Source organism: Neorhizobium sp. AL 9.2.2, from assembly GCF_013317225.1.
In the GTDB taxonomy this organism is placed as follows: Bacteria; Pseudomonadota; Alphaproteobacteria; order Rhizobiales; family Rhizobiaceae; genus Neorhizobium; species Neorhizobium soli.
In genome coordinates this window covers 918,002-944,317 of the sequence record NZ_JAALXU010000003.1, presented here as the reverse complement: position 1 = coordinate 944,317, position 26,316 = coordinate 918,002, and the positions used below count along the sequence as shown (strand labels likewise).

Here is a 26,316-nt window from a genome sequence, read left to right as displayed (position 1 = left end):
TCGGCAAGAATGCCATCAGCTGCGATATCGCCAACGACGGCTCGCCTGTCCAGCCACGGTCGATACAACATTCTGTCATCCGGTCACTTTACGGCGTGGGGATGTGAGAGACGCAGCCCACGCTATGCATCGTAGAACTGTGGACAATGGTAGCCTTCGGGATCTGCTGGAGACCGCGCCAAAAGCACAAACTACCCCGTTGCCCTTTTGTACTCATTTTCCCACCATCCCCCTCTTCACTTTCCGCCGTGCCGCCTCCATATTCGCGGCATGGCCAGATCTCCGAAAAAATCCCCCTCCTCCAAGCCCAGCGGTTTCGAGGAATCCCCGCAATCGTCGTTTGAAGGCGCGCCGCTGGAGGGGAATGTTTCGGACTGGGTGAGGCAGCTGGAATCCGAGGCGGAAATGTCCGGCGTCGAGACCCAGCGCGAGATCGCCTCCAAGGCCGGCAAGCACCGCAAGAAGATCGAGATCGCCGCCCGCGAGGAGGCCATCAAGGCCGCCGCGAAAGAGACGCCGAAAACCGCCAAGCACACGACCTCGTCGAAATCGTCTCGCGGCACGTCGATGGGCGGCTCGTCCGATCCCAAAACCCGCGCCGCCGCCGGCCTCAATCCGGTCGCGGGCATGGACGTATCGCTGGAAGAGGCCGAACACCTCGCCACCGGCGCCGTCACCGCGACGGTGGAGGCCCTGTCGGCGCTGATCGAAAGCGGCAACCCGCTGTTCAAGGACGGCAAAATGTGGACGCCGCACCGTCCCCACCGTCCGGAAAAGTCCGAAGGCGGCGTCACCATCCGCATGGCCTCGGACTATCAGCCCGCCGGCGACCAGCCGACCGCCATCAAGGATCTCGTCGAGGGCATCAACAACAACGAACGCTCGCAGGTCCTGCTCGGCGTCACCGGCTCCGGCAAGACGTTCACGATGGCCAAGGTGATCGAGGCCACCCAGCGCCCGGCCGTCATCCTTGCGCCCAACAAGACGCTGGCGGCGCAGCTCTATTCCGAATTCAAGAACTTCTTCCCCGACAACGCGGTGGAATATTTCGTCTCCTACTACGACTATTACCAGCCGGAGGCCTATGTGCCGCGCTCCGACACGTTCATCGAGAAGGAATCCTCGATCAACGAACAGATCGACCGCATGCGCCACTCCGCCACCCGCTCGCTGCTGGAACGCGATGACTGCATCATCGTCGCCTCGGTCTCCTGCATCTATGGTATCGGCTCCGTCGAAACCTACACCGCCATGACCTTCCAGATGGCGGTGGGCGACAAGCTCGACCAGCGCCAGCTTCTGGCCGATCTCGTGGCCCAGCAATACAAGCGCCAGGACATCAACTTCATCCGCGGATCGTTCCGCGTGCGCGGCGATACGATCGAGATCTTTCCCGCCCACCTTGAAGATGCCGCCTGGCGCATCTCGATGTTCGGCGACGAGATCGACTCAATCACCGAATTCGACCCGCTGACCGGCCACAAGACCGGCGACCTGAAGTCGGTCAAGATCTACGCCAACTCCCACTATGTGACGCCGCGCCCCACCCTCAACGGCGCCATCAAGTCGATCAAGGAAGAGCTGAAGCTCCGCCTCAACGAGCTCGAAAAGGGCGGCCGCCTGCTGGAAGCGCAGCGTCTGGAACAGCGCACCCGCTACGACATCGAAATGCTCGAGGCGACCGGCTCCTGCGCCGGCATCGAGAACTATTCGCGCTATCTCACCGGCCGCACGCCCGGCGAGCCGCCACCGACGCTGTTCGAATACATCCCTGACAATGCGCTGCTGTTCATCGATGAGAGCCACGTCTCCGTCAGCCAGATCGGCGGCATGTACCGGGGCGACTTCCGCCGAAAAGCGACGCTGGCCGAATACGGTTTCCGCCTGCCGTCGTGCATGGACAACCGGCCGCTGCGCTTCGAGGAATGGGATGCCATGCGCCCCCTCACCGTCGCCGTGTCGGCCACGCCCGGCAACTGGGAAATGGAACAGGCCGGCGGCGTGTTTGCCGAGCAGGTCATCCGCCCGACCGGCCTCATCGACCCGCCGGTCGAAGTCCGCTCCGCCCGCAGCCAGGTCGACGACGTGCTCGGCGAGATCCGAGAGACCGCCGAAAAGGGATACCGCACCCTGGTCACCGTGCTCACCAAGCGCATGGCCGAAGACCTCACCGAATACCTGCATGAACAGGGCGTGCGCGTCCGCTACATGCACTCGGACATCGACACGCTGGAACGCATCGAGATCATCCGCGACCTGCGCCTCGGTGCCTTCGACGTGCTGATCGGCATCAACCTCCTGCGCGAAGGTCTCGACATTCCCGAATGCGGCTTCGTCGCCATTCTCGATGCCGACAAGGAAGGTTTCCTGCGCTCGGAAACCTCGCTCGTCCAGACCATCGGCCGCGCCGCCCGTAACGTCGATGGCAAGGTCATCCTCTACGCCGACAAGATCACCGGCTCGATGCAGCGCGCCATGGACGAAACAGCCCGCCGCCGCGAAAAGCAGGTCGCCTACAACACAGAACACGGCATCACCCCGGAATCGGTCAAGGCCCGCATTTCCGACATCCTCGACAGCGTCTACGAACGCGACCACGTCCGCGCCGATATCTCCGGCGCCTCGGGCAAGGGTTTCGCAGACGGCGGCCACCTCGTCGGCAACAACCTCCAGAGCCATCTCAACGCCATGGAGAAATCCATGCGCGACGCCGCAGCCGACCTCGACTTCGAAAAGGCCGCCCGCCTGCGCGACGAAATCAAACGCCTCAAGGCCTCCGAACTCGCCACCATGGACGACCCGATCGCCCGCGAGGAATCCAAGGCGCAGGAAGGCGTGCGCCGCAGCGCCGAAGCCACCCGCACCTCGCTCGGCGGTGGCAAAGGCAAAGCCGCCAAGGCCGGAGACGAGGCGTCACCCTCCTACTTCGCCAAACCCTCACTCGACGACATGGGCCCGGGCACCGACACGGCCACCCCACTGTTCCGCCGCAACTCCCTCGACGAGATGACCGTCGGCCGCACCGAAAAACCCGCCCCCGGCACCCTGCCGGAACGCCCACCGGAAACGATCAGCACCAAGAAACGCTTCTCCCCGCTGCTGGAAGGCCAGCCGGAACGCGGCGAAGGCAAGGACGACCCCCGCCCCATCGTCCGCGGCAAGGTCGGCGCCGGGAGTTACGAGGATGCGACCGATGCCAAGCAGCAAAAGCGTCGGACCAAGGGCAAGACGGGCCGGCCGGGCCGGTAGACACCGCCATGACGGCTCTGAATAGGTAGCCGTCACTCGCCCTCAGGAACCCCGGAAACCACCTCCCCCTTGTGGGGGAGGTCGCCGCAACGCGGCGGGTGGGGGTGACCCGCGAAAACCTCATACCATCACCCCACCCCGGACCTCCGGTCCGACCCTCCCCCTCAAGGGGCGGGTAAGAAACGGCCAGCGCCGGGAGTTACGAGCATGCTGGCGACGCCAAGCAGCAGAAGCGACGGACCAAGGGCAAGACGGGACGCCGGGGCGGTAGGCACCGACATGACGGCTCCGAACAGGCAGCGGTCACTCGCCCTCGGGAACCCCGGAAAACACCTCCCCTTGAGGGGGGAGGTCGCCGCAACGCGACGGGCGGGGGTGACCCGCCAAAACCTCAAACCATCACCCCACCCCTCCGGTCCGACCCTCCCCCTCAAGGGGCGGGTAAGGACGGTCGGCTCCGGGAGTTACGGGGATGCTGGCGGCGCCAAGCAGCAAAAGCGCCGGACCAAGGGGAAGACGGGACGACCGGGGCGGTAGGCACCGACATGACTTCTGCGAATAGGCAGCGGTCACTCGCCCCCGGGCATCCCTAAAAACACCTCCCCCTTGAGGGGGACGTCGCCGCAACGCGGCGAGTGGGGGTGACACGTCCACCTCGGATGACCCCACCCCGGACCTTCGGTCCGACCCGGTTTTTTTTGCTACGCTATTTTCGCAGCGAGCGCGACCTTACCAAGAGATGCCCCGCGCATCCGGGCAGTGCGCAATGCTTTCCTTTGAGCGTCGGTAAACGTATTCGCAGGCTCTCGCATGGAGGGATCACCAGCACACAACGCTGGATCGAGGGGCCAACCCATTTGATCCGCGAGGCATTTAGCGAACGCACGCGCCATCGGCGGCGGAACAGCGTTGCCGACTTGACGGTACTGCTGTAGGCGGGGAATACGATCCGGCCAAAGGAAATCGTCCGAAAAACCCTGCAATCGTGCACTTTCACGAACAGTGATCACGCGGTGGTACCTGTAGTGGACTGGCCGCAGCGGACTAAAGTTGCCCGACCCTGCACGTAATGTGTACGATGGCCGCTCCGGATGCAGACGATCGTGAAAGGATCCCCGTTCGCGCTTACCCGGCTCCAAGGCACTCAAACGCAAGACCATATCTTCCGAATGCATTGTGGGTTCGTGGTTGTAAATGCCGATTTCGCCAAACTCACCAGCGTCAGGTAAATCATCGATGGCACGCGACGCGGATACGTACGGGCTTTCAGTCGTGCCATGAGTAGCTTTTGGCACACTAATTTCGTCAATCCCCTTTGCGCCAAGCATAACGAGTCGCTTGCGGTTCTGCGGAACTCCAAAATCAGCGGCAGAGACAACGAAATGATTTACATTATAGCCGAGGGAAAAGAATTGGGCTTTGACTTCGTTGAGGAATTCCCCGTCGTGAATTGCAGTAAGATTAGGAACATTTTCCAGCACAAATGCGGACGGCTTTAGTTCTTCTACAATGCGGATGAAGTGGTGGATTAGATCAGCACGAACATCACCTTTACCCCGTCGCTTTCCGGCGATTGAAAAGGGTTGGCATGGCGGCCCGCCGATTACGAAGTCTGCATTTGTTATTCCAGCCTTCTCTAACAGTTCGGCTCCCGAAGCGACACTAAGATCCGTTATAAATCCCCGACCGCCTCTATACTCATGGTTGTAATTGTACGCATCCACAGCGCGTGCGTCTATCTCGAAACCTGCAGCGACTTGCAAGCCCGCATCCAGGAAACCGGTTGATAACCCACCGCATCCGGCGAAAAGTTCAATTCCATTTGGAGGAGTTATATTCATTGCTTTGGCACGTTCGTTGCGCGGATCATGGCTAGTTGAGCCTCCGACGTGTTGATGGCGTAACTGGCGTTTCGAATAATCCGCAGGTCGCCCGGACGAGCAGCTATATTGAACTCCATAAGATGTACGGCAGACTGGAAATCGACCTTCAGGGCCAGCGGCCGAACTTTCAAACCGGGAAAATAATGGGAAGCGTATTGAATCATGTTAAAAATCTGAACGCGATTAAGTTCGTCTGAAACAGCCTTTGCCTCAATTGGAAAAATAACAGGCACATCATCGTCTCCCGATGCAATGCCTACGTCAATGGCATCCAGTTCGGCTTGACCAACGCCAGGCACACTTTTCCGTACATGAGACCGCAATCTGTAAACCTTCATACCGGTGAAATGGTCAAGTAGTTGGCAGTAGCCAACGACGGACAGCAGCGCTTGCTCATCCATTTCCGCCATAGTTTCGGGCAGCAGGCGCCTAACTGGCATAGGCGTTTGGTCGATCGCCGCCGTAAGGTCGCAAACAGGCACTTCCATGATGCCACTCGACGCCTTCTCGAACTGATAGCGACCACGACCAACAGCGCGGAGGACATGAAATCCCTTCGCAAGAATTTCGTCAGGAAGCTTGGTACGTGATCGCATACGATAAATTACGTCAGCTGGGTTACGCGACGAAATAGAGTCAGGATTGGCGGATACTGCCCTTACTGCCTCAACAGTCGTTCGCACATCGTCGAGTGAGAACACAACTGTCGATGCCCCAGGTCGCCAACGATCCTGAAACAATTTCAGGATTACGGGAACGTATACCTTCGAATTCTTGCCATGGCTCTGAAGACTTTTGCCCTTCGGCTTGGCAAGTGCCGCTGAAACGGCATCGATCTTCGTCGCACGGCGGCGCGTCTTTGCTGCGGGGTCGGGGACCGTATCGTCTGTCATGCCTTTATCGCTAACACATTAAGAACAAAAAGTGAACAGGTCTTCATTGTTTTTTCGCCTACGAATCGGTGCAGAATACTTTGCTATTTCCTCCTCGCATTCGGTAGTGGTGAGAACGGGCCCATCGTGGATAGAGTTACGGAATAGCGTGTATGGACAGTCTTTCGCAGTCAATCCCTCGTGTAAGCATGTTCTCAGATCAAACCTGGGATGATTCATCCCTGCGCATGCCGCCCTAACGGCTCGCCGTGTCTTTCCCATCTCCCTAGTGTCGCAGCGAGCGGGATATGAAGGCTCGGAAGCGCCAATCAATGTGCATTATCTATCGCTCCTCGACACGGGGCCGGCGGATACATAGTCCCATTGCAGCGAATTTCCCTATTGCTGCTCTTCAAATCTCTACGGAGCGACCGACCACCCTACCCAATTTCCCGCTCAGTCGCCTGCGCCGCCTGCCAAAGCGCCTCCATTAGATGCGAAGGCAACCGCCCAACGACGGCGAAGCTACCCGGTGGATCGAGAAGAAATAGATCCGTCGGCAAAACCTCTCGTCTCGACAGTTCCCCGCCTCCACATCCCCATACACCATCACCCCCCGCATTCACCCTCCATCAACCCCTTCCATGCGATACCTTCTTCACAACGAAGATGGAGCACAGCCACGATGATTGGCTTCAAGAACACCCACAATCAGCCCGTTTACGTCAATCAGGCTCAGGTCCTCTACGTCACCACCTATGAGGAAGACGTCTCGGTGATTGCGCTGGCGGTCACGGGTGCCGGTGGCAAACCGGTGACGATCCATGTTCGCGGCAGCGTCGATCTCGTGCAGTCGAAACTGGCCGGCACCGCGCCGCGCTGAGCGGCAGCTTTTTGCGCCGAGGGCGCAACGCCCGCATTTCCGGTCCTTAGATGCGACTCGAGAACAGCGCTTTTGTTTGCGCTGCGGCGACTTTTGACGCACCGCCCCACTCAATTTCAATGACTTAACGCAGGTTACATCCTCACGGATTTTTTCCGTGCCTATAATGCTGCGTTCCGTCGCGGATACACCGGGAGGCGTCCCGGCGAGGCGGAACCGGCGCGGGTCATGGGGAAAGGACGCAACACCCCATGCTCCGGGTCCGCGGAAAATGGTCTCCCTCCGGCGACACGGGGGAAACAGGCGGGTCACGGACCGACCGCCGGTTTCCGATGCCCGAAAGAGCGCGCCGGATGTGCCTGTGCGGCACACAAGGTGGCCCGCCGGGTGGTTTCGCCGGATTCCTGATCCGTCGGAAACACCGGGAAGCTGGCGGCGAACAACCGCCCGGCCGGGTCATTGCAGAGAGACCGGAGTCGCGGGCAAAAACCGCCGAACGGGGTGCCGAAAGGTGTCACCCACTACTTTCTATATCGAGGCAGCTTCCGGCGCCCCGTCCGAATTTTCCACCCCTCGATCGCCAAGGCACAGGTCTGCCCAGCGGGGCGGATCATCCGAAACCGGACAGGAGAAGCACCATGTCTGTCGAAATCACGGAAATCGAGACCCATCTGGCCTGCTGCACGGCAGAGATCCTGGCCTTTCCGCAGGCCTGCCTCCGGCGCGAATGCCGTCGCGCCAACCGATGCTTGCATGTCGATCTAGACACCCGCGCCCCGGCCTGTCTGATCAATTTCGGCCCCGACTACCCCGAAAGCTTTACCCTGATCTACCTCATCGCGCTTGCCGCCCGCGCCGATCTCGGCCGGCAGGGCATGATGTTCGCATCGCCCTCCGCCATCGAGCGTGAATTGCAGGATGCCTGTGTCGAGGTCGCCCGAAACGCGCTCCCGAAAGAGGATGCCAAGCGATGGATGGCGGCCTACCGGGCCCGCGAAAAACTGCCCCCGCCAACCCTGCCGTGATGCGGACCGCGGATGGAACCAGCTCCGCCGGGCCGAGATGGGCGGCAGGAAGCTGAGCGGCTTACAGCGCCCGCTCAATCGCCTTCGCCGCCTGCCAAAGCCCCTCCATCCGCTCCAGCGTCGCGGCCTCCAGCGTCTCGCCTGATTTCTGAAGCTCCGTCTCTATATGTCTGAAACGTCTGCGGAATTTGGCATTCGTCCCACGCAGCGCCGTCTCCGGATCGGCGTCCACATGGCGGCCGATGTTGACGAGGGCAAAGATGAGGTCGCCGAGTTCGTCGGACACTTTATCGGGCTGCCCGGCCGCCAAGGCCTCGCGCAGCTCGGCAACTTCCTCCTCGATCTTGTCGAGGATCGGGCCGGGTTCCGACCAGTCGAACCCGACGCGGGCCGCCTGCTGCTGCAGCTTCACCGCCTCGCTCAGCGCCGGCTGGGCCCGGTGCACGCCGCCGAGAAAGCCGGATTTGGCAGTGTCGGTCGTGCCGCGCAGCGCGCGTCGCTCGGCCCGCTCGCGCTTCTCCTCGGCCTTGATCGCATCCCACTGCAGCTTCACGGCGCCGGGCGTATCCGCATCGGAGCGCGCAAACACATGCGGATGCCGGCGGATCATTTTGGTGGTGACGGCCTCGACCACGTCGCCGAAGGCAAACGCACCGGCCTCCTCCGCCATCCGAGCATGAAACACGACCTGCAAAAGCAGGTCGCCCAGTTCCTCGCGCAGATCGTCCATGTCATGCCGCTCGACCGCATCGGCCACCTCGTAGGCCTCCTCGATCGTATAGGGAATGATCGTCTCGAAACTCTGTTCGAGATCCCAAGGGCAACCGGTCACCGGCGTGCGCAGCGCCGCCATGATCTCGATCAGGCGGGAAATATCCTTGGAAGCATGCATGCCGAAATCCTTGGCCTTCAATTGAGCGGTATCGTGTTGTCAGCCTTGCCGGCCTGATAGCTCTGCGACAGCAGCTGGTAGCGCTGCCTGATCCGCCCGGCCCGGGCCTTCAGGTCCTGCCGGATGGCGTCGTCCTCCTCGGCCTCGATCAGGTCGGCGATGAAGAAGGAATTCCAGAAGGCGTTGGCGCGCCGGTAGCCGCCGGGCTCCAGCCCGAACACCTCCTTCAGGATCTTCAGGTCATGCGGAATGGCAAACGCATCGCGGCTGTCCTCATGGCTGAAGAACGAGTAGAAATTGTCGAACCCGGCCCAGGTAATCGCCGACATGCACATCGTGCACGGTTCGTGAGTCGAGAGGAAAATCAGATCCTTGGCGGGAAGTCCGGAATCAATCTCGTAGAAGCGCTTCAGCGTGTGCACCTCGCCATGCCAGAGCGGATTTTCGAGCTCGTTATTGGTCTCGGCGATCACCAGCGACAGATCCGACTTGCGCAGGATCGCCGCCCCGAACACCTTGTTCCCGGCGGCAACGCCCGTTTGCGTCAGTGGCAGAATATCGTGCTCGATGACATCGAGAAGGCGGGAAGCAATGGTCATGGGGCACTCATCTCCAGGTCTGCCGCAGAGCGAAATCGGACGTGTCTAGGGTTGTGGTCGTGTGGAGCTGCACACAATGGACTGGTCAATGGCGGTGGCTTTTGCTCAAGAAGCGAGCGAACGGGAAACAGAAATACCGGGCGCCCCGGCCTTTTGCACATCCATTTCTTCAATTATGCCACCGCATTGTGGATATTCAGGTTCATATGATGCAGGATAATCGCATGTCTCAGAGCCTTCAACGCCTGTCGGTCTTCCCGGCGTTTTTTCGCGTGCGCGGAAAAAACGTTGCCGTGTTCGGCAACGGCGACGAGGCCTATGCCAAGGCGCGGTTGATCGCCAATACGGACGCCCTGATCATTGCCTATGCGGATGATCCGCAAGCCGATTACGCGGCATGGCTGGCCGAGCGCAAGATCGAGCCGATCCGCGAGACCTTTGCCGCCGCTCAGGTTGCGGGCGCCACCCTCGTGTTTGCCGCAACCGGCGATCAGGCGCTCGACCAGACCATCGTCATCGCCGCCCGCGCTCACGGAATCCCGTCCAACGCCGTGGACCAGCCGGATCACTGCGATTTCTTCACGCCGGCCCTCGTCAATCGCGCTCCGCTTGCCATCGCCATCGGCACCGAGGGTGCTGGTCCGGTGCTTGCCCAGATGATCCGCGCCCGCATCGATCAGATGCTGTCGCCATCGCTTGGCAAACTTGCCTCGCTTGCGACCGATTACCGCGATGCCGTCGAACGCGCCGTCCCGCGCGGTGTCTCGCGTCGCATCTTCTGGCACCGCTTCTTCTCCGGCGACGTCGCCGATGCCGTCGACGCCAATGATCCTACCGCGGCCCGCCGTGCCGCAGATGCTCTTCTCTCGGTCACCGGCAAGGCCGAAGGCAAGATCTGGCTGGTCGGAGCAGGTCCTGGCGCCGAGGATCTCCTGACACTGCGTGCCCAGCGCGTGCTGATGGAAGCGGACGCGATCGTCTACGATGCTCTCGTTCCCCAAGCGATCGTCGATATGGGCCGCCGCGATGCGGAACGCCTTTCGGTCGGCAAGCGCAAGAACTGCCATTCCAAGAGCCAGGACGAAATCAATCGCCTGCTGGTCGATCTCGGTCGCCAGGGCAAGCGCGTCGTGCGCCTGAAAAGCGGCGATCCGCTGGTCTATGGCCGCGCCGGCGAAGAGATGGCAGCCCTGCGCGAAGCCGGCATCGCCTATGAGATCGTCCCCGGCATCACCTCGGCCTTTGCTGCTGCTGCCGATTTTGAACTGCCGCTGACCCTTCGCGGTGTCGCCTCGTCGCTGATCTTCACCACCGGCCATGATCTCACCGGCAAAGCCCTGCCGGATTGGGAAAGCCTTGCGATCTCCGGCGCCACCATCGCCGTCTATATGGGCCGCACGGTCGCAGCATCGGTCGCCGAACGGCTGATGCAGGCCGGAGTATCCCCGCTCACCACCGTCGCCGTCATCGAGAATGCCAGCCGCACCGACCGCAAGCTGTTCCACGGGGTCCTCCAGGAACTGCCGGCGCTGGAGACGCGGGATGATCTCGATGGCCCGGTTATGGTGATTATCGGCGAGGCCGTCGCTGGTGCGAATTTTGAGAAGTCCGAACCGCTTTCCGCCTTTGCAAGGACGGAAGAGCGGACAAGCATTGGAGTGGAATAATGGCCGACAAGGTTCTGACTGCCAACCGCCTGTCCGATGGCATCGCCGTATGGCTCGATGCCGCCGGCCGCTGGACGGAAAACCTGCAGGACGCGCTCGTGGCGCGCCATGCGGAAGCCGTTTCCTCTCTGGAAGCGATCGGCAAGCGCGACTTCGCCGAAAACAAGGTTGTCGACGTCAATGTCATCGATGTCGAGGAAACCGAAGGCAGGTTGTGGCCCACGCGTCTTCGAGAACGCATTCGTGCACAGGGCCCGACAATGGATTATGCCGTCGGCTACAGCCACGCCGATCCGGCATTCATCGCAGTCTGATACCGAGAGTTCACAGAGATCATGTATCGTTACGACGAATTCGACCACGCATTTGTATCAGGCCGCGTGGAGCAGTTCCGCGATCAGGTGGAGCGTCGCCTGTCCGGCGCGCTTGCCGAGGATGCGTTCAAGCCGCTGCGCCTGATGAACGGCGTCTATCTCCAGCTGCATGCCTATATGCTGCGCGTCGCCATCCCCTACGGCACGCTGAATGCAAAGCAGATGCGGATGCTGGCGCATATCGCCCGCAAGTACGACCGCGGCTACGGCCATTTCACCACCAGGCAGAACATCCAGTACAACTGGCCGAAACTGTCGGACACGCCGGATATCCTGTCCGAACTCGCAACCGTCGAAATGCACGCGCTGCAGACATCGGGCAACTGCATTCGTAACGTCACCGCGGATCATTTCGCCGGCGCTGCAGCCGATGAAGTTGCAGATCCGCGCCCTTATGCGGAAATCCTGCGCCAGTGGTCGTCGGTCCATCCGGAATTCTCGTTCCTGCCCCGCAAGTTCAAGATCGCCGTGACCGGCGCCGAGCGCGACCGCGCCGCGATCCAGGTGCATGACATCGGCCTGCACCTGAAGAAGAACGACAAGGGCGAGATCGGCTTTGCTGTCTATGTCGGCGGCGGACAGGGCCGCACACCGCTGATCGCCAAGAAGATCCGCGACTTCCTGCCGGAAGAGGACCTCCTCTCCTACACGACCGCCATCATGCGGGTGTACAATCTCAACGGTCGCCGCGACAACAAGTACAAGGCTCGCATCAAGATCCTAGTGCACGAAACCGGCGTCGAGGAACTGACCCGTCAGGTGGAGGAAGAATTCCAGCACCTGCAGGGCACCGAGCTGAAACTGCCGGAACGGGATATCGAGGCGATCACCGCCTACTTCGCACCGCCCGCCTTGGCGAACCGCGCCGAAGGATGGAAGGAACTCGCGAGCTGGAAGCGGCAGGACGAGAACTTTGCCCGCTGGGTGGACCAGAACGTCCAGCCGCACAAGCATCCGGACTACGGCATGGTTACCATCTCGCTGAAGCCCATCGGCGGCATTCCGGGCGATGCGTCCGATGTGCAGATGGATGCGATGGCCGATCTCGCGGAAGAGTTCGGCCATGACGAGATCCGCATCAGCCACGAGCAGAACGTCATCCTGCCGCACGTGGCGCTGGCCGATCTCGAGCCGCTTTATCGCGCCCTCGCCGCCCACAATCTGGCAACGGCAAATTCCAACCTGATCACGGACATGATCGTCTGTCCGGGCTTGGACTATTGTGCTCTAGCAAACGCCCGTTCGATCCCGGTCGCGCAGGAAATCTCCACACGCTTCGGCTCCCCGGAGCGGCAGGCGGAAATCGGTGAGCTGAAGATCAAGATCTCCGGCTGCATCAACGCCTGCGGCCACCACCATGTGGGCCATATCGGCCTTCTGGGCGTCGAGAAGAAGGGCACCGAGCTCTACCAGATCACGCTTGGCGGTTCGGCCGACGAGAACACCTCGATCGGCGAAATCATCGGTCGCGGCTTCGAGCCGTCGAAGGTGACGGACGCGATCGAAACCATCGTCAACACCTATCTCGGGCTTCGGCATGGCCAGGAAGAAACCTTCCTCGCCGCCTATCGCCGGGTTGGACCGCAGCCCTTCAAGGATGCGCTCTACGGTGACGCGAAGGCGGAGGCGGCGTGATGGCGAAGATCTGGAGAGAAACCGGCTTCGTCGCCAACGACCAATGGGTGATCGAGACGGAAGAGGTAAAGGCCGAGGGCGAGCAGAAGCCGCTTCTAGCCCTTGCCGAATTCATCGAGAAGGCGGAAGCCAGCAACGATGTCGGTCTCGGTGTGCTGATCAAGCCCGCCGACGACGTCCGGAAGCTTGAGCCCTATCTCTACCGCATCGAGCTTGTGGCGGTGGAGTTTCCGGCCTTCAGCGATGGCCGCGCTTTCAGCCACGCCTCGCTGCTGCGCGATCGTCTGGCCTACAAGAACGAGTTGCGCGCCGTGGGCGATGTCCTGATCGACCAGGTCCCGCTGATGCTGCGCTGTGGCATCGACAGCTTCGCGGTCACCAACGCGACGGCATTGCAGCGTCTGGAGGAAGGCCGCCTGCCGGGCATTGACGTTCACTACCAGCCGACGGCGCGTCCTGCGGAACCGGGTGAAGGCTATAGCTGGCGCCGCCGCTCTGTGCCGGCTTGAAAAGCTGACCCCAGAAGACATATTTTCTAAGCGATCGGCCAGAAAGCGCGGCCGATTGCTTCATAAGCGCGGCTCGATAGTGTATTTCGCTGCTGCGAGACCAATCTGACCGAGTAACGGACGAGACTATGAACGCACCTGCCAAGACCGAAGAGTTTGCCGTGAAGATCCCGGATGGAGTCTACGCCGAAACCGTGCTTTCGGTGGAGCATTTCACGGATCATCTGTTCCGCTTCCGCATGACACGTCCGGCAGGCTTCCGCTTCCGGTCCGGCGAATTTGCCATGATCGGCCTGATGGTCGGCGACAAGCCGATCTACCGCGCCTATTCGATTGCCAGCCCCTCCTGGGACGAGGAGATCGAGATCTTCTCGATCAAGGTTCCGGATGGCCCGCTGACCTCGCATCTGCAGGCGATCAAGCCGGGCGATACGGTTCTGATGCGCAAGAAGCCGACAGGAACGCTTGTGCTCGACGCGCTGACGCCGGGCAAGCGTCTCTACATGTTCTCGACAGGTACAGGCATCGCTCCGTTCGCAAGCCTGATCCGCGATCCGGAAACCTACGAGAAGTTCGATGAGGTCATCCTGACCCATACCTGCCGCGAAGTGGCGGAGCTGAAATACGGTTTCGACCTGATGGAAGAGATCCGAAATCACGAGTTCCTCTCCGAAGTCGTCGGCACCAAGCTGAAGCATTATCCGACCGTCACCCGCGACGCGGCATTCCCCTATCAGGGCCGCATCACGGACCTGATCGACAACGGCAAGCTGTTCACCGATCTCGGCGTGCCGCCGCTCGACCCCGCGGTCGACCGCGGCATGATCTGCGGCTCGGCTGCGATGCTGAAAGACACCAAGGAACGTCTGGAGAATGCAGGCCTCACCGAAGGTGCCAACAACAAGCCGAGCGAGTTCGTTATCGAACGCGCGTTCGTCGGCTGAGCTTCTGAGATATTGGTTTAAAAGACCGACCTAATGATTTGAACATAAATGCCGCGATCCCCGAACTGAGCCGGGATCGCGGCATTCATTTTTCAGCCAATCGACTTTTGCGATGGCGCGATTTCCTTGTGGTAGATCGCGAAGACGGCCACGGCGATCAGCGCGACGCCGCCCCCGACGAGATGCGAGACCGCATAGCCTCCCTGGCTGACCACATAGCCGGCAACGACGTTGCTGAGCGATGCGCCGAGGCCCTGGACCGTCATCAAGCTCGCAAAGCCGACATTGAAACGGCCTGTACCCTTCAGGATGCGTTCCACTGCAACCGGTGTGACGATGCCAAGCAGCCCGGCACCGACGCCGTCGAGGATCTGGACGGGCCACACGACCCAGAAACCGTCGAAGCTGCCGGCGATCAACCCGCGGATCGGCAGCGCTGCAAGCCCGATCGCAAGCGTCGCGGCAAGGCCAAGCCTTCGGATCAGGAACGGCGTCACGACCGCGACAGCCACCATCGAAAGCTGGGCGATGCCTGTGATGATCGCCGTGGTCCGGAATGGTGTTCCGAGTTCGATGGCGAACTGCTGGGCGATCAACCGGCTCATCGGCGCGTTGCCGAAATGGAAGATCATCAGGATCAGTGCAAGCAGAATAAGTCCCCGGCTTTTCAGAAGCACACTAAAACCGGATGGCGCCTCCGCCGCGCTAGCGTCTGCTCCGCTGCCGTCGTTCGCCGCAAGGCCGCGGGCGACCTTGTGATCGATGCGATCAGGATCGATCATTGCGACTGCCGCAAGAGCACCGAACGCCGTCGCGATCATCAGCCAGATCATGCCACCCTGGCCGAACAGCGAGATGATGACATAGACGGCAAACAGCGAGGCGAAATTGCCTGTGTGGTTCCAGAACTCGTTGCGAGCGATCTGTTGCGAAAACAGCTTCTCGCCGACGAGACCCAGCGTCAGGCCGGCCAGTGCCGGACCGATCACGGCGCCGACGACGGCGGTCCCGATCTGACCGATCCAGACAATTGCCGGATTGGGGGAAAGAAGCGTCACCAGCGCTGCAGCGGTGACCACCACGACCGGAATGGCAACGAGCGCCCGTTTCCACGACGTTCCATCGACCAGCGCCCCGCAAAGCGGCGTGGCCGCCAGTCCGATCAAACCACCGACTGTGGCGATCAGGCCGAGTGACATCGATGACCAGCCTTGCGTCGCAAGGAAAGCATCAAGAAACGGCCCGAGCCCATCACGCGCATCGGCTAGAAAGAAATTGAGGAGGCAGAGCGCCGCCAGAGATCGGTCGGAGAAGATGCGCGGTGGATTGCCACCCGCAGATTTGTGAAGAACGGATGATGTCATCAGGAGCGAACCTTAGCTGGAGAGCGCAGCCTAAATGCATCCGCCAAGCTTTGGTTGCTTCCGCCGCCCGTGAATTACGCGTAAACCCTATTTAATACTCAAATATTGTCAGTGTGTTAGCTTCGCGCCACGAAGATGAATACGTATCACAATGGAGCGTTACTGGACTGGCGTTTTCCGACATAGGTTCACAAAGCGAATTACCATCCGTATGGAGGGAAATACGCTCCCGCGAACCTTCGCAGCAGCTACAGGGAATGAAGAAGGAGCGTCTTACCGCTCCCACTCTTCCTTGTCCGGCTTTGCGCCGTTCCCGAGCCTGCGCTCCAGTTCAGAAGCCTGCCGATCCGTGAGTTTGACGACCAGCGTCACCGAGCCGTCCTCATTGTCCTCACGCTCGCTCACCACGGCATTGCCGTAGACCCAGGAGACGAGTGCCAGCTTATCGGCCGGGATCACGATCTCGGCCTCGGTCAGCACGCCGGAAAGCCGGTTCGAGACTTCATCGAGCAGTGCCTCGACGCCTTCGCCTGTGATCGCCGAGACGGCCATGATGTTGGCGCGCCCCTGGGCACGCTCGAACAGCGCGTCGTGGCTTTCCGGGTCGAGCCGGTCGATCTTGTTCCAGACCTCGATGATGCGCTTCTCGCTCTCCTTCTCGTCGATCCCGAGATCGGCGAGGATGCGCAGCACGTCAGCCGACTGGGCGGCATTGTCAGGGTCGGACATGTCGCGCACATGCAGCACGAGATCGGCTTCCAGCACCTCTTCCAGCGTCGCGCGGAAGGCGGCGACAAGGTGGGTCGGAAGATCGGAGATGAACCCCACCGTATCGGACATGATGACGGTGCGGCCATGCGGCAGCTTCATCCGGCGCAGCGTTGGATCGAGCGTCGCAAACAGCATGTCCTCGGCCAGCACACCGGCGCCGGTAATGCGGTTGAACAGCGTCGACTTGCCGGCATTGGTATAGCCGACCAGCGCCACGATCGGATGCGGCACCTTGCGGCGTTTGGCGCGGTGCAGCTGGCGGGTCCGCACGACCTGTTCAAGCTCCCTCTCGAGCTTGATGATCTTGTCCTGCAACTGCCGTCTGTCGGCTTCGATCTGGGTTTCACCGGGACCACCCATGAAGCCCGCACCACCGCGCTGGCGTTCAAGGTGGGTCCAGGACCGAACGAGACGGCCCTTCTGGTAATTCAGGTGAGCGAGATCGACCTGCAGCGTGCCTTCCTTGGTGGAGGCACGGCGGCCGAAAATCTCCAGAATGAGGCCGGTGCGGTCGATGACCTTGGCGCCCCATTCCTTTTCGAGATTGCGTTGCTGCACAGGCGTCAGCGGATGGTCGACGATGACGAGCCCGGCATCCTTCTCGTCGAGAAGCGCCTTGATCTCTTCGATCTTGCCGGTTCCCATCAGCGTGGCCGGACGCGGCTGACCGACGGTCACGATCATGCCTTCGGCGATCTCGAGATCGATCGCGCGCGCAAGGCCGGTCGCTTCTTCAAGCCGGGCTTCGTTGGATCGCTGCGGTGCGGCAGGTCTTGAGGGCACAGGCGTGGCTGTCGCATCGCCCTGCCCGCCGCGTGTCCGGCTCTGTTTTAGTACCGGCACGATGACAACAGCGCGCATGTCGTCCCGGTGCTTTTCAGCTTCCGGGACTATTGATTCGTTCGAGGTATCGCGATTGGAGATTCTATCGATCCTTAAGCAGCGTTTTCTTCGGTCTCGAACATCTGCATCGGCTGGCCCGGCATGATGGTGGAGATAGCGTGCTTATACACGAGCTGCGAGTGTCCGTCACGGCGTAGAAGCACACAGAAATTGTCGAACGAGGTCACGACGCCCGTGAGCTTTACCCCATTGATCAAAAATATCGTCAGGGAAATCTTCTGTTTGCGGACTGTGTTGAGAAACAAATCCTGCAGGTTCTGAGAACGTTCCGCCATAGCGTCGCTTCTTTCTTTCTTGCCGGTCATTGCCGGAAGCTGATCAAAATTTCTAGAGTTGAGCGGGAAACGCCCTCGTGTTTCCCTTCCCCTGACAGTGTGGTTATCAAATCGCCGTCTTCTCCGCAATCGCGAAAAAAGCGTCCCTTATATCGCTTGAGACGGTGCCTGGATGGCCGTTGGCGACAGGCTTACCATCGACCTCGACGACCGGTACACAAATGCCGGTTGCAGACGTCATGAAGGCCTCGCGGGCGGACAGCATTTCGTCCACGGAGAACTCCCGCTCGACAAAAACGAGACCGAGCTTCGCCGCAACATCGATCGCCGTCGTGCGGGTAATGCCCTTCAGGATGCCGCGCTCGGCCGGCCGCGTGACGAGCTCGCCATCCGGCGTGACGATCCAGGCATTGGCGGACGCACCTTCCAGCACCATGCCGTCCCGCGTAACGAAGATCGCGTCATGCGCACCCGCATCACGGGCCTGCTGCTTGGCGAGAACGTTGGGCAACAGACCGACGGTCTTGATGTCGACGCGGTCCCAGCGGTTTTCGAGCAGCGTGATCACCTTGATGCCGGTGGCGTACTTCTTGGCAAGCAGCGACGGATCGGTGCTCTTGGCAGTGATCGTGATGGTCGGAGCCGTCCCTTCCGGCGGGAAGAAATGGTCGCGCTTTGCCGCACCGCGTGTCACCTGCATGTAGAAGATGCCGTTGCGAACCCGGTTGCGGCGCAGCACTTCCCGGATGACGAGGGTGAGTGCCGCGCGGCTCATCGGCTGGGTCATGCGCAGCTCGCTCAGCGACCGGTCGAGCCGTTTCAGATGCCGCGTCAGATCTACGATCAGCCCGTCCCGGACCTCGCAGACTTCGTAGACACCATCGGCGAACTGGAAACCGCGGTCCTCGATATGAACCGCAGCCTCGGAATGCCTTACATACTGGCCGTTGACGTAAGCGATACGCATGCTGATCCCTTATACGCCCAGCGACTTCAGTTTCCGGTGCAGCGCCGAGCGCTCCATGCCGACGAATTCTGCAGTTCGCGAAATGTTGCCGCCGAAGCGGTTGATCTGCGCGACGAGATAGTCGCGTTCGAACATTTCGCGTGCCTCACGCAGGGGCAGCGTCATGATATGCACATCGCCCTTCGCCGAGACTTTCGGCAGCATGTCGCCGAGATCCGGCGGCAGCATGTCCGCTGATATCGCGGTGTCCGGACCATCGGTGCGGGCAAGGATCATCAGCCGTTCGATATTGTTGCGCAGCTGACGGATATTGCCCGGCCAGTCATGCGCCTGCAGCACCGCCATGGCATCGTCCCCGATCTTGCGGGCACGGATACCCGCCTGCTCGGAGATCTGGCGCATGAACATGTCGACAAGGAACGGAATATCCTCCCGCCGTTCGGCCAGCGCCGGCACCTTGACTGGCACGACAGCGAGGCGGTGATAGAGATCTTCGCGAAACGCCCCTTCGGCAATCAGGCTCTCGAGATTGAGGGCGGTCGACGAGATGATGCGCACATCCACCTTGACCCGCTTGGAACCGCCGACGCGTTCGAACTGCTGATCGACAAGCACACGGAGGATCTTGTTCTGCGTCTCGCGCGGCATTTCACCGATCTCGTCGAGATAGAGAATGCCGCGATGCGCCTCTTCCAGCGCGCCGATCTTGCGCGGCTGGCCGGGGCCGCCCTCGGTCCCGAACAGCGCGATCTCCATGCGGTCAGGCGTGATCGTTGCGGCATTCAGTGCAACGAACGGCCCCGTTACCCGCGAGGACTTCTTGTGGATCATCCGCGCCACAAGCTCCTTGCCGGAACCGGAAGGGCCAAGGATCATGATGCGGCTGTTGGTGGGCGAGACCTTCTCGATCGTCTGGCGAAGCTGCGACACGGCAACCGACGTGCCAACCAGTTCGGCGGCGTCCCCGGTACGGCGTTTCAGCTCTGTCACTTCGCGCTTCAGCTTGGAGTTTTCGAGCGCCCGCTCGGCGATCAGGATCAGCCGATCGGCCTTGAACGGCTTCTCGATAAAGTCGAAGGCACCGCGCTTGATGGCTGATACCGCCGTCTCGACATTGCCGTGACCGGAAATCATGACGACAGGGAGATCCGGATGACGGGACTTGATCTCCTCGAGGAGCGCTAGACCATCGAGACGAGATCCCTGCATCCAGATATCGAGAAAGACGAGCCGTGGCACACGGTCGGATATCGTCGCAAGCGCGCTGTCCGCATCGTGTGCCGTTCGTGTTTCATGGCCCTCGTCGGACAGGATCCCCGAAACGATGTCACGAATGTCGGCCTCGTCATCGACGACAAGAATATCAGATGCCATATGCCAGTTCCCTATCGTTATTATCTGTGTTGGGCTTTGCCACCCGCTCGACATGCGGCAGCAGCACCCGGATCATGGCGCCCTTGCCATGATCGAAATCGTTGGGAGCATCGTGCAGCTCCAGCTGCCCGCCATGCTCCTCGATGATCTTCTTCACGATCGCGAGGCCAAGGCCCGTGCCCTTCTCGCGCATCGTCATGTAAGGCTCCAGAATGCGGTGCCGGTTCTCGGTCGGCAGTCCGTTGCCGTTGTCGATGATATCGACGACGAACGTGTCCCGACCTTTTTCAAGCGCTGCGCGAACCATGATCTTGCGGCCGTCGCGCTGCTGATCGCTCGGCACAGCCTCGATTGCCTCGACTGCATTCTTGACGAGGTTTCCGAAAGCCTGGCCCAGCATGCGGGCATCGAAAAGACCTTTCAGCGGTTGATCTCCGAGCTCGCGAATGAAGTCCACATGTGTCTCACCCATTTCGCGCAGGAAGATGGCATCGCGCAGGATATCGCGTAAGTCCGCATCTTCCTTGGCCGGCTTCGGCATTCGGGCAAACGATGAGAATTCATCGACCATGCGGCCGATATCGCCCACCTGGCGCACGATCGTATCGGTGCACTGGTCGAACACGGCCCGGTCGCTGGGGTCGATCTGCTTGCCGTAGCGGCGCTTCAGGCGCTCGGCGGAAAGCTGGATCGGGGTGAGCGGGTTCTTGATCTCATGCGCGATACGCCGCGCCACATCCGCCCAGGCGGTGGAACGCTGCGCGATCACGAGGTCGGTAATGTCATCAAGGGTGATCACATAGGCGTCCTGCGGCGAACGCTGCTCTTCACGGGTGACCTGCACGGACAGCGTCCGCTCGGTACCGTTGCGCATCAGATTGACCTGCTTGCGGAAATCGCCGCGCGAACGGGCGGTCGCCTCGGTCAGAACGTGGTCGATCTCAGGCGCCACGTCATCCAGCGTCTTGCCCATCAGCTCTTCGGCAGGCGCACCGAGGAAGTCTTCGGCCGTCGGATTGACGATGGTGATGCGGCGGTCGGCCTCGACGCCGATGACGGCAGCGGTGACGCCCGACAGCACCGCCTCGATAAACCGGCGGCGATCGTCGACCTCGTCCTTGGCCTCGAGGATTTCATCGCGCTGGCTGCGGATCTCGGAAATCATCTTGTTGAAGGTCCGCGACAAGCTGCCGACGTCGCCGTCGACAGTGCGAACCGGGACGACCACGTTAAGATTGCCGGTGGCGACGCTGTCTGCCGCACTGATCAGAAGCCGGATCGGACGCACGATACGGTCGGCGACAGCAATCGCGGCCCAGATGGCGGCGAGAAGCACGATCAGCGCAAAGCCGAGATAGAGCACGGCGAAGGCGACCTGCAGCGACATGCGGCCGGCTTCCATCGCCTTGTATTCGGCCGTGTTCTCCTCCATCAGCCGCATCGCGTTCATGACGCGCGGATCGACGGCCCGGATCGTGTAGAGAAAGGCGCCCGGGATCGTATCGATCTTGATGACGGCGCCAACCAGATTGGTAATGCCCGGCGGGATAAGCGTCGGCTGACCTGACGCAGCACTCTTGAGGGCATCCTGAGGAATGGCCGGCAGCGGCTTTTCCGTCTTGATGTCGGCCTGCGCGACCGCCTGGCCATCCTCCTGCACCAGGAAGGCGCCGAGCAGACCACGGCCCCGTGCCTGACGGGTCAGCAGATCGATGAAACCGGTGCGGTCGAGATAATACATCGCGCGGTTCCGCTCGAGATCGTTCGACATCGAGACGGTCTGGCCCTGAAGGTAACTTGCGTTCTCCATCATATAGGCTCGTGCAACGTCCTGCGACGACTGCACGATCGACTGCGTGCGCAGCGAAAACCAGCGATCGAGACCGACGCTCAGCGTCAGGCTGGCGAAAATCGCAACCAGCACGGCGGGCGTGATGGCGACGAAGGAGAACAGGACGACGATGCGCACATGTAGACGGGCGGCAGCACGGCCGCGACGCCTGGCCTTTACCAGTCGTCCGACCTCTCTGCCGATCAGGTAGACGAGGCCAAGAATAAACAGCGAGTTGATGGCGGCGGACGCGATCACAACATTGGTCGTCGGTGCGACCGGCGTCACGCCCAGCAGCACGAACAGTGTGAGTGTGGCGCAGATCAGTGCACCACCGGCAAGAAGCAGGCCCGGCAGCGCGAAGGATGCACGCCGATCGTGGACTACAGCTGCCGGCTCCGTTTCGGCCGACTGCGTTGCAGCGCCATCCGTCATCGTTAAAACCCCGGCCTTCGTGGCGTGGCCGGTGCGGATATCTCATCCGGACGCAGACGCCAGTCATTCATTTGCAACGAAAACTCGCGCTGCTCGGGCCGAGCCTGGAGGCTCAGCCTGAAGCGTAAATCTGCGTGATGTTTAAGCAACGCTTTGTGGCGAAAATGCAACGATGAAGCAGAAGTGTCAAGCGATTGTGGCGAACGGAAATGACAGGACTATGCGCCGCGCGAGCTGCGATAGACCGAAACGCCCAGTTCGCGGATCTTCTTGCGCAGAGTATTGCGGTTGAGGCCGAGAAGATCTGCTGCCTTGATCTGGTTGCCACGGGTGGCAGTCAGCGCGGCAAGAATCAGCGGATACTCCATTTCTGTCAAAACCCGGTCGTAAAGACCTGGCGGCGGCAGGTTTTCGCCGAAACCGGCAAAGTATGACCGCATGTTCTCTTCGACCGCCTGGGCAATGGTGAGAGACCCTGAACGGGCCGTCATCTTGTCGATCGGGCTATCCGGCACATCGGAGCGAAGCTCCGTCTCTATGATCTCGCGGGTGATCACATCCTGTGGATAAAGCGCCATCAGGCGGCGCACGAGGTTTTCCAGCTCGCGGACGTTGCCCGGCCAGGCATAGGCCTTCATCGCATCCAGCGCTTCCGTCTCGAAACGCTTGCCGTCGAGGCCCTCCTTTTCCGCCATCTGCATGAAATGACGGACGAGATCGGGAATATCTTCGGCGCGGTCTCGGAGCGGCGGAAGGCGCAACGGAACGACGTTGAGGCGATAGTAAAGGTCCTCGCGGAACAGACCCTGGTTGATGAGTTGCTTCAGATCCTTGTTTGTCGCGGCAACAATGCGGACGTCGGTGCGGATCGGCGTACGGCCACCGACCGTCGTGTATTCACCCTGCTGCAGAACACGAAGAAGCCGTGTCTGAGCATCCATCGGCATGTCGCCGATCTCGTCGAGAAACAGCGTGCCGCCCTCGGCCTGTTCGAAACGGCCCGTCGAGCGGTTCTGGGCGCCGGTGAAGGCTCCCTTTTCGTGGCCGAACAGTTCCGACTCGATCAGATCGCGCGGAATTGCCGCCATGTTGATGGCGACGAACGGGCCGTTGCGGCGCTTGCCGTAGTCATGCAGGGCGCGGGCGACCAGTTCCTTGCCGGTGCCCGACTCGCCGGTAATCATCAGCGTCAGGTCGGTCTGCATCAGACGCGCCAGAACGCGGTAGATTTCCTGCATCGCCGTCGAACGGCCGACCAGCGGCATGCCGTCCTGCGTATCGTCGTCGAGGCGGGCCGGCTTGCGCTTCGGCTCGGCCAGCGCCCGGCCGATGATGGCGATCAGCTCGGTGAGGTCGAACGGCTTCGGCAGATAGTCGTAAGCGCCCTTCTCCGAGGCCTTGATGGCGGTCATGAACGTGTTCTGGGCGCTCATGACCAGTACCGGAAGATCCGGCCTCGCCTTCTTGATGCGCGGCAGGAGGTCGAACGCGTTCTCGTCCGGCATGATCACGTCGGTGACGACAAGATCGCCCTCGCCGGCGGAAATCCAGCGCCATAGCGTTGCGGCATTCGATGTAATGCGGACGTCATAACCGGCGCGGGTTAGCGCCTGGTTGAGAACCGTGCGGATGGCTGCGTCGTCGTCTGCGACAAGGATCGTGGCAGTCATTAATCGCTTCCTGTGAAGTTCAAGGCGCGGCCATCGCCGCCTTCTTCCTTGTGCATGGGCATAAGAACGCGGAATATCGTCCGGCGCGGCTGGCTGTCGCATTCGATGATGCCGCCATGGGCACCAATGATCTTAGCAACCAGCGCCAGACCAAGGCCGGAACCGTTCGTCTTGGTGGTGATGAAGGGGTCAAACAGATGCGGCAGGATATCGGCCGGGACGCCCGGACCGTTGTCGATGACGCAAAATTCCAGCGGCAGCGAGATCTTCTCCCGCGTGCCGGCAACCGACAGGCGGATGCCCGGCCGGTAGGCGGTGGTCAGCATGATCTCCGCATCCGGCTGATCACCCACCGCTTCGGCGGCATTCTTGATGAGGTTCAAAAACACCTGCACCAGCTGGTCGCGGTTCGCATAGACCGGCGGCAGCGACGGATCGTACATTTCCGCGATTTTGATGTCGCGTCCGAACCCGGCCTTGGCGATAGCCTTCACATGATCGAGCACGGAATGGATGTTGAGCGGCATCCGGTCGATCGGACGCTCGTCGGAAAACACTTCCATGCGGTCGACCAGCGAGACGATCCGGTCGGTCTCGTCGCAGATCAGCCGGGTCAGCGAGCGGTCTTCGTCCGGCACGACCGACTCGAGCAGCTGGGCTGCTCCGCGGATGCCGGAGAGCGGGTTCTTGATCTCGTGCGCCAGCATCGACGCAAGGCCGGTGACGGAGCGCGCTGCGGCCCGGTGTGTCAGCTGGCGGTCGATCTTGTCGGCCATCGAGCGTTCCTGGAACACCACGACGACAGACCCCGGTTCGCTGACGACAGGCGCGACATAGAGGTCGACCAGCTTTTCCTGGCCGAGGCGCGGTGACGACAGGTCGACGCGGTACTCGTTGACGGGCGCCTTACGCTCGCGCACCTGATCGATCAGCGCAAGAAGCGGGCTTCCGAACGGAATGAAACTCGAGATCGTGTTCTTGGCCAGATGCGAGGCGCTGGAGCCGAAGAACGACTCGGCTTCCCAGTTGGCAAATGCGACCCTGCCTTCGGCATCGACAAGAATGACCGGGTTCTGAACGGAATTGAGAACCGCCATGGCCAGCGCTTGTCCCTGCGCGGCATCGGGTGCGGGAGACTTGGTCATGCTGCCTTCCTTGCCGACTCATCGAACGCACCGTCGAGCAGTGCCGACGACATTCTTTTCGAAACGTCGGTCGCGTCCTTCGAGATCATGATTGCGCCCTTCTGATCTGCGGGCAGGTTCGGCGCGAACCGGTCGAGATACCAGCCGAGATGTTTTCTTGCGTGTCGAAGCCCGGCCTCGCGGCCGTAAAGCTCCAGCATCGCTCCGTAATGTTCAACGACGATGACAGCCATCTCCTCGCGGCCCGGTGCAGAAGCGCCGGACAGCCATCCGATATGCCAGGGACGACCCTGAGCACCGCGTCCGACCATGACCGCATCGGCGCCTGAACGCCGGATGATCTCGGCCGCATCTTCCGGCGTCTCGACATCGCCGTTGGCGATGAGCGGGATCTTGATCTCATCGCGAACGGCACGAATGGCATCCCAGTCCGCCCTGCCCTCGTAGAACTGCATGCGGGTGCGGCCATGGATGGTGATCATCCGGGCGCCCGCCTGTTCGGCACGGCGCGAAATTTCCGGTGCGTTGATGGTATTCTCGTCCCAGCCGAGCCGCATCTTGACGGTGACCGGCACGTTGACCGCCTTGACGGTCGCCTCGATCATCGACAGCGCGTGATCGGGATCGCGCATCAGCGCAGAACCCGAATAGCCCCCTGTGACCTTTTTCGCCGGACAGCCCATGTTGATGTCGATGATATCGGCACCATTGGCTTCGGCGATCTTTGCCGCCTCCGCCATCCAGTGCGCTTCGCGACCGGCGAGCTGCACCATATGCGGCGTGATCCCCGTTCCCTGCAGGCGCGACCAGGATTCCTCGCGGTTCATCACCAGCTCGCGGCTCGCCACCATCTCGGTCACGACCAGACCCGCACCGTGACGCCAGGCAAGCGTGCGGAACGGGAGATCGGTGACGCCGGACATCGGCGCCAGGACGACCCGATTACGGATGACGACTGGCCCGATATGAAAAGATGAGGATAGATCAGGGAGCGACAAATGATGATCTTTCGGGCAGATAATTCTTCTGCACTATTTTTATTCAGGAGT

The 26,316-nt window shown here is 61.1% G+C and carries 21 protein-coding genes; 8 read left to right on the top strand and 13 right to left on the bottom strand.

The annotated features are described in order from the left end of the window. The first annotated feature begins 270 nt into the window (after nt 1–270). Entirely contained in the window at nt 271–3,249 is a 2,979-nt protein-coding gene (uvrB, locus tag G6K99_RS11195) for an excinuclease ABC subunit UvrB (RefSeq protein ID WP_174196571.1), read from the top strand. A 701-nt stretch (nt 3,250–3,950) separates the two neighbouring features. Here the strand turns inward: uvrB and G6K99_RS11190 are convergent. After that, on the bottom strand, nt 3,951–5,090 hold the full coding sequence (locus G6K99_RS11190) for a DNA cytosine methyltransferase (RefSeq protein ID WP_174196570.1): 1,140 nt from the start codon (nt 5,088–5,090) through the stop codon (nt 3,951–3,953). Next, nucleotides 5,087–6,025, bottom strand: coding sequence for a hypothetical protein (locus tag G6K99_RS11185; protein WP_174196569.1), 939 nt, complete (start codon nt 6,023–6,025; stop codon nt 5,087–5,089). Before G6K99_RS11185 ends, G6K99_RS11190 begins: the two co-directional genes overlap by 4 nt. Nucleotides 6,026–6,689: 664 nt before the next feature. On the opposite strand from G6K99_RS11185, the gene G6K99_RS11180 reads away from it, so the two are divergent. Continuing rightward, nucleotides 6,690–6,887, top strand: coding sequence for a hypothetical protein (locus tag G6K99_RS11180; RefSeq protein ID WP_062456430.1), 198 nt, complete (start codon nt 6,690–6,692; stop codon nt 6,885–6,887). A gap of 638 nt (nt 6,888–7,525) precedes the next feature. Then, nucleotides 7,526–7,912: a hypothetical protein gene (locus G6K99_RS11175; protein WP_174196568.1), complete on the top strand. Its 387-nt coding sequence runs from the start codon at nt 7,526–7,528 to the stop codon at nt 7,910–7,912. A 61-nt stretch (nt 7,913–7,973) separates the two neighbouring features. Here the strand turns inward: G6K99_RS11175 and mazG are convergent, their stop codons facing one another. Both mazG and G6K99_RS11165 read right to left on the bottom strand, forming a co-directional pair. Next, nucleotides 7,974–8,804 carry a nucleoside triphosphate pyrophosphohydrolase gene (mazG, locus tag G6K99_RS11170; RefSeq protein ID WP_174196567.1) on the bottom strand — a complete coding sequence of 277 codons (831 nt, stop codon included), beginning with the start codon at nt 8,802–8,804 and terminating at the stop codon, nt 7,974–7,976. 17 nt (nt 8,805–8,821) lie between these two features. Then, nucleotides 8,822–9,403, bottom strand: a complete 582-nt coding sequence (locus G6K99_RS11165; RefSeq protein WP_174196566.1) for a nucleoside deaminase — start codon at nt 9,401–9,403, stop codon at nt 8,822–8,824. Between the two features lie 224 nt (nt 9,404–9,627). On the opposite strand from G6K99_RS11165, the gene cysG reads away from it, so the two are divergent. The 5 genes from cysG to G6K99_RS11140 all read left to right on the top strand — a co-directional run bounded on the left by cysG (nt 9,628) and on the right by G6K99_RS11140 (nt 14,532). Further along, nucleotides 9,628–11,070, top strand: coding sequence for a siroheme synthase CysG (gene cysG, locus G6K99_RS11160; RefSeq protein WP_174196565.1), 1,443 nt, complete (start codon nt 9,628–9,630; stop codon nt 11,068–11,070). After that, a complete protein-coding gene (locus G6K99_RS11155; RefSeq protein WP_113167558.1) occupies nt 11,070–11,384 on the top strand; it encodes a DUF2849 domain-containing protein in 315 nt (104 codons plus the stop codon). Before cysG ends, G6K99_RS11155 begins: the two co-directional genes overlap by 1 nt. A 21-nt stretch (nt 11,385–11,405) precedes the next feature. Next, nucleotides 11,406–13,079 carry a nitrite/sulfite reductase gene (locus G6K99_RS11150; protein ID WP_174196564.1) on the top strand — a complete coding sequence of 558 codons (1,674 nt, stop codon included), beginning with the start codon at nt 11,406–11,408 and terminating at the stop codon, nt 13,077–13,079. After that, nucleotides 13,079–13,588: a DUF934 domain-containing protein gene (locus tag G6K99_RS11145; RefSeq protein WP_062456415.1), complete on the top strand. Its 510-nt coding sequence runs from the start codon at nt 13,079–13,081 to the stop codon at nt 13,586–13,588. The genes G6K99_RS11150 and G6K99_RS11145 overlap by 1 nt, the downstream gene beginning before the upstream one ends. A gap of 128 nt (nt 13,589–13,716) precedes the next feature. Further along, a complete protein-coding gene (locus G6K99_RS11140) occupies nt 13,717–14,532 on the top strand; it encodes a ferredoxin--NADP reductase (RefSeq protein WP_092660723.1) in 816 nt (271 codons plus the stop codon). A gap of 92 nt (nt 14,533–14,624) precedes the next feature. Here G6K99_RS11140 and G6K99_RS11135 read toward each other — a convergent pair whose 3' ends face one another. The 9 genes from G6K99_RS11135 to dusB all read right to left on the bottom strand — a co-directional run bounded on the left by G6K99_RS11135 (nt 14,625) and on the right by dusB (nt 26,286). Continuing rightward, nucleotides 14,625–15,896, bottom strand: a complete 1,272-nt coding sequence (locus G6K99_RS11135) for an MFS transporter (protein WP_174196563.1) — start codon at nt 15,894–15,896, stop codon at nt 14,625–14,627. A gap of 273 nt (nt 15,897–16,169) precedes the next feature. Next, on the bottom strand, nt 16,170–17,600 hold the full coding sequence (gene hflX, locus G6K99_RS11130; RefSeq protein WP_174196825.1) for a GTPase HflX: 1,431 nt from the start codon (nt 17,598–17,600) through the stop codon (nt 16,170–16,172). A 2-nt stretch (nt 17,601–17,602) separates the two neighbouring features. Then, nucleotides 17,603–17,845: an RNA chaperone Hfq gene (gene hfq / locus G6K99_RS11125; RefSeq protein ID WP_007757453.1), complete on the bottom strand. Its 243-nt coding sequence runs from the start codon at nt 17,843–17,845 to the stop codon at nt 17,603–17,605. A 106-nt stretch (nt 17,846–17,951) separates the two neighbouring features. Next, nucleotides 17,952–18,812: a D-amino-acid transaminase gene (locus tag G6K99_RS11120; RefSeq protein WP_174196562.1), complete on the bottom strand. Its 861-nt coding sequence runs from the start codon at nt 18,810–18,812 to the stop codon at nt 17,952–17,954. Between the two features lie 9 nt (nt 18,813–18,821). After that, entirely contained in the window at nt 18,822–20,186 is a 1,365-nt protein-coding gene (locus G6K99_RS11115) for a sigma-54 dependent transcriptional regulator (RefSeq protein ID WP_113110622.1), read from the bottom strand. Continuing rightward, nucleotides 20,176–22,452 (bottom strand): PAS domain-containing sensor histidine kinase, encoded by a 2,277-nt coding sequence (locus G6K99_RS11110; RefSeq protein WP_174196561.1) that lies wholly within the window; start codon nt 22,450–22,452, stop codon nt 20,176–20,178. The genes G6K99_RS11115 and G6K99_RS11110 overlap by 11 nt, the downstream gene beginning before the upstream one ends. A gap of 218 nt (nt 22,453–22,670) precedes the next feature. Next, entirely contained in the window at nt 22,671–24,122 is a 1,452-nt protein-coding gene (gene ntrC / locus G6K99_RS11105; RefSeq protein WP_062456396.1) for a nitrogen regulation protein NR(I), read from the bottom strand. Further along, a complete protein-coding gene (locus tag G6K99_RS11100; RefSeq protein WP_174196560.1) occupies nt 24,122–25,267 on the bottom strand; it encodes a nitrogen regulation protein NR(II) in 1,146 nt (381 codons plus the stop codon). Before G6K99_RS11100 ends, ntrC begins: the two co-directional genes overlap by 1 nt. After that, nucleotides 25,264–26,286, bottom strand: a complete 1,023-nt coding sequence (gene dusB, locus G6K99_RS11095) for a tRNA dihydrouridine synthase DusB (RefSeq protein ID WP_174196824.1) — start codon at nt 26,284–26,286, stop codon at nt 25,264–25,266. Before dusB ends, G6K99_RS11100 begins: the two co-directional genes overlap by 4 nt. Between the last annotated feature and the right edge of the window lie 30 nt (nt 26,287–26,316).

Bases quoted from the DNA above. Each gene is read 5' to 3' on its own strand.
- G6K99_RS11165 (WP_174196566.1), bottom strand. From the start codon at position 9,403: ATGACCATTGCTTCCCGCCTTCTCGATGTCATCGAGCACGATATTCTG.
- G6K99_RS11120 (WP_174196562.1), bottom strand. From the start codon at position 18,812: ATGCGTATCGCTTACGTCAACGGCCAGTATGTAAGGCATTCCGAGGCT.
- G6K99_RS11175 (WP_174196568.1), top strand. From the start codon at position 7,526: ATGTCTGTCGAAATCACGGAAATCGAGACCCATCTGGCCTGCTGCACG.
- G6K99_RS11110 (WP_174196561.1), bottom strand. From the start codon at position 22,452: ATGACGGATGGCGCTGCAACGCAGTCGGCCGAAACGGAGCCGGCAGCT.
- G6K99_RS11140 (WP_092660723.1), top strand. From the start codon at position 13,717: ATGAACGCACCTGCCAAGACCGAAGAGTTTGCCGTGAAGATCCCGGAT.
- G6K99_RS11190 (WP_174196570.1), bottom strand. From the start codon at position 5,090: ATGAATATAACTCCTCCAAATGGAATTGAACTTTTCGCCGGATGCGGT.
- ntrC (WP_062456396.1), bottom strand. From the start codon at position 24,122: ATGACTGCCACGATCCTTGTCGCAGACGACGACGCAGCCATCCGCACG.
- G6K99_RS11180 (WP_062456430.1), top strand. From the start codon at position 6,690: ATGATTGGCTTCAAGAACACCCACAATCAGCCCGTTTACGTCAATCAG.
- G6K99_RS11145 (WP_062456415.1), top strand. From the start codon at position 13,079: ATGGCGAAGATCTGGAGAGAAACCGGCTTCGTCGCCAACGACCAATGG.
- G6K99_RS11150 (WP_174196564.1), top strand. From the start codon at position 11,406: ATGTATCGTTACGACGAATTCGACCACGCATTTGTATCAGGCCGCGTG.
- hfq (WP_007757453.1), bottom strand. From the start codon at position 17,845: ATGGCGGAACGTTCTCAGAACCTGCAGGATTTGTTTCTCAACACAGTC.
- G6K99_RS11155 (WP_113167558.1), top strand. From the start codon at position 11,070: ATGGCCGACAAGGTTCTGACTGCCAACCGCCTGTCCGATGGCATCGCC.
- G6K99_RS11185 (WP_174196569.1), bottom strand. From the start codon at position 6,025: ATGACAGACGATACGGTCCCCGACCCCGCAGCAAAGACGCGCCGCCGT.
- G6K99_RS11115 (WP_113110622.1), bottom strand. From the start codon at position 20,186: ATGGCATCTGATATTCTTGTCGTCGATGACGAGGCCGACATTCGTGAC.
- uvrB (WP_174196571.1), top strand. From the start codon at position 271: ATGGCCAGATCTCCGAAAAAATCCCCCTCCTCCAAGCCCAGCGGTTTC.
- cysG (WP_174196565.1), top strand. From the start codon at position 9,628: ATGTCTCAGAGCCTTCAACGCCTGTCGGTCTTCCCGGCGTTTTTTCGC.
- mazG (WP_174196567.1), bottom strand. From the start codon at position 8,804: ATGCATGCTTCCAAGGATATTTCCCGCCTGATCGAGATCATGGCGGCG.
- G6K99_RS11100 (WP_174196560.1), bottom strand. From the start codon at position 25,267: ATGACCAAGTCTCCCGCACCCGATGCCGCGCAGGGACAAGCGCTGGCC.
- G6K99_RS11135 (WP_174196563.1), bottom strand. From the start codon at position 15,896: ATGACATCATCCGTTCTTCACAAATCTGCGGGTGGCAATCCACCGCGC.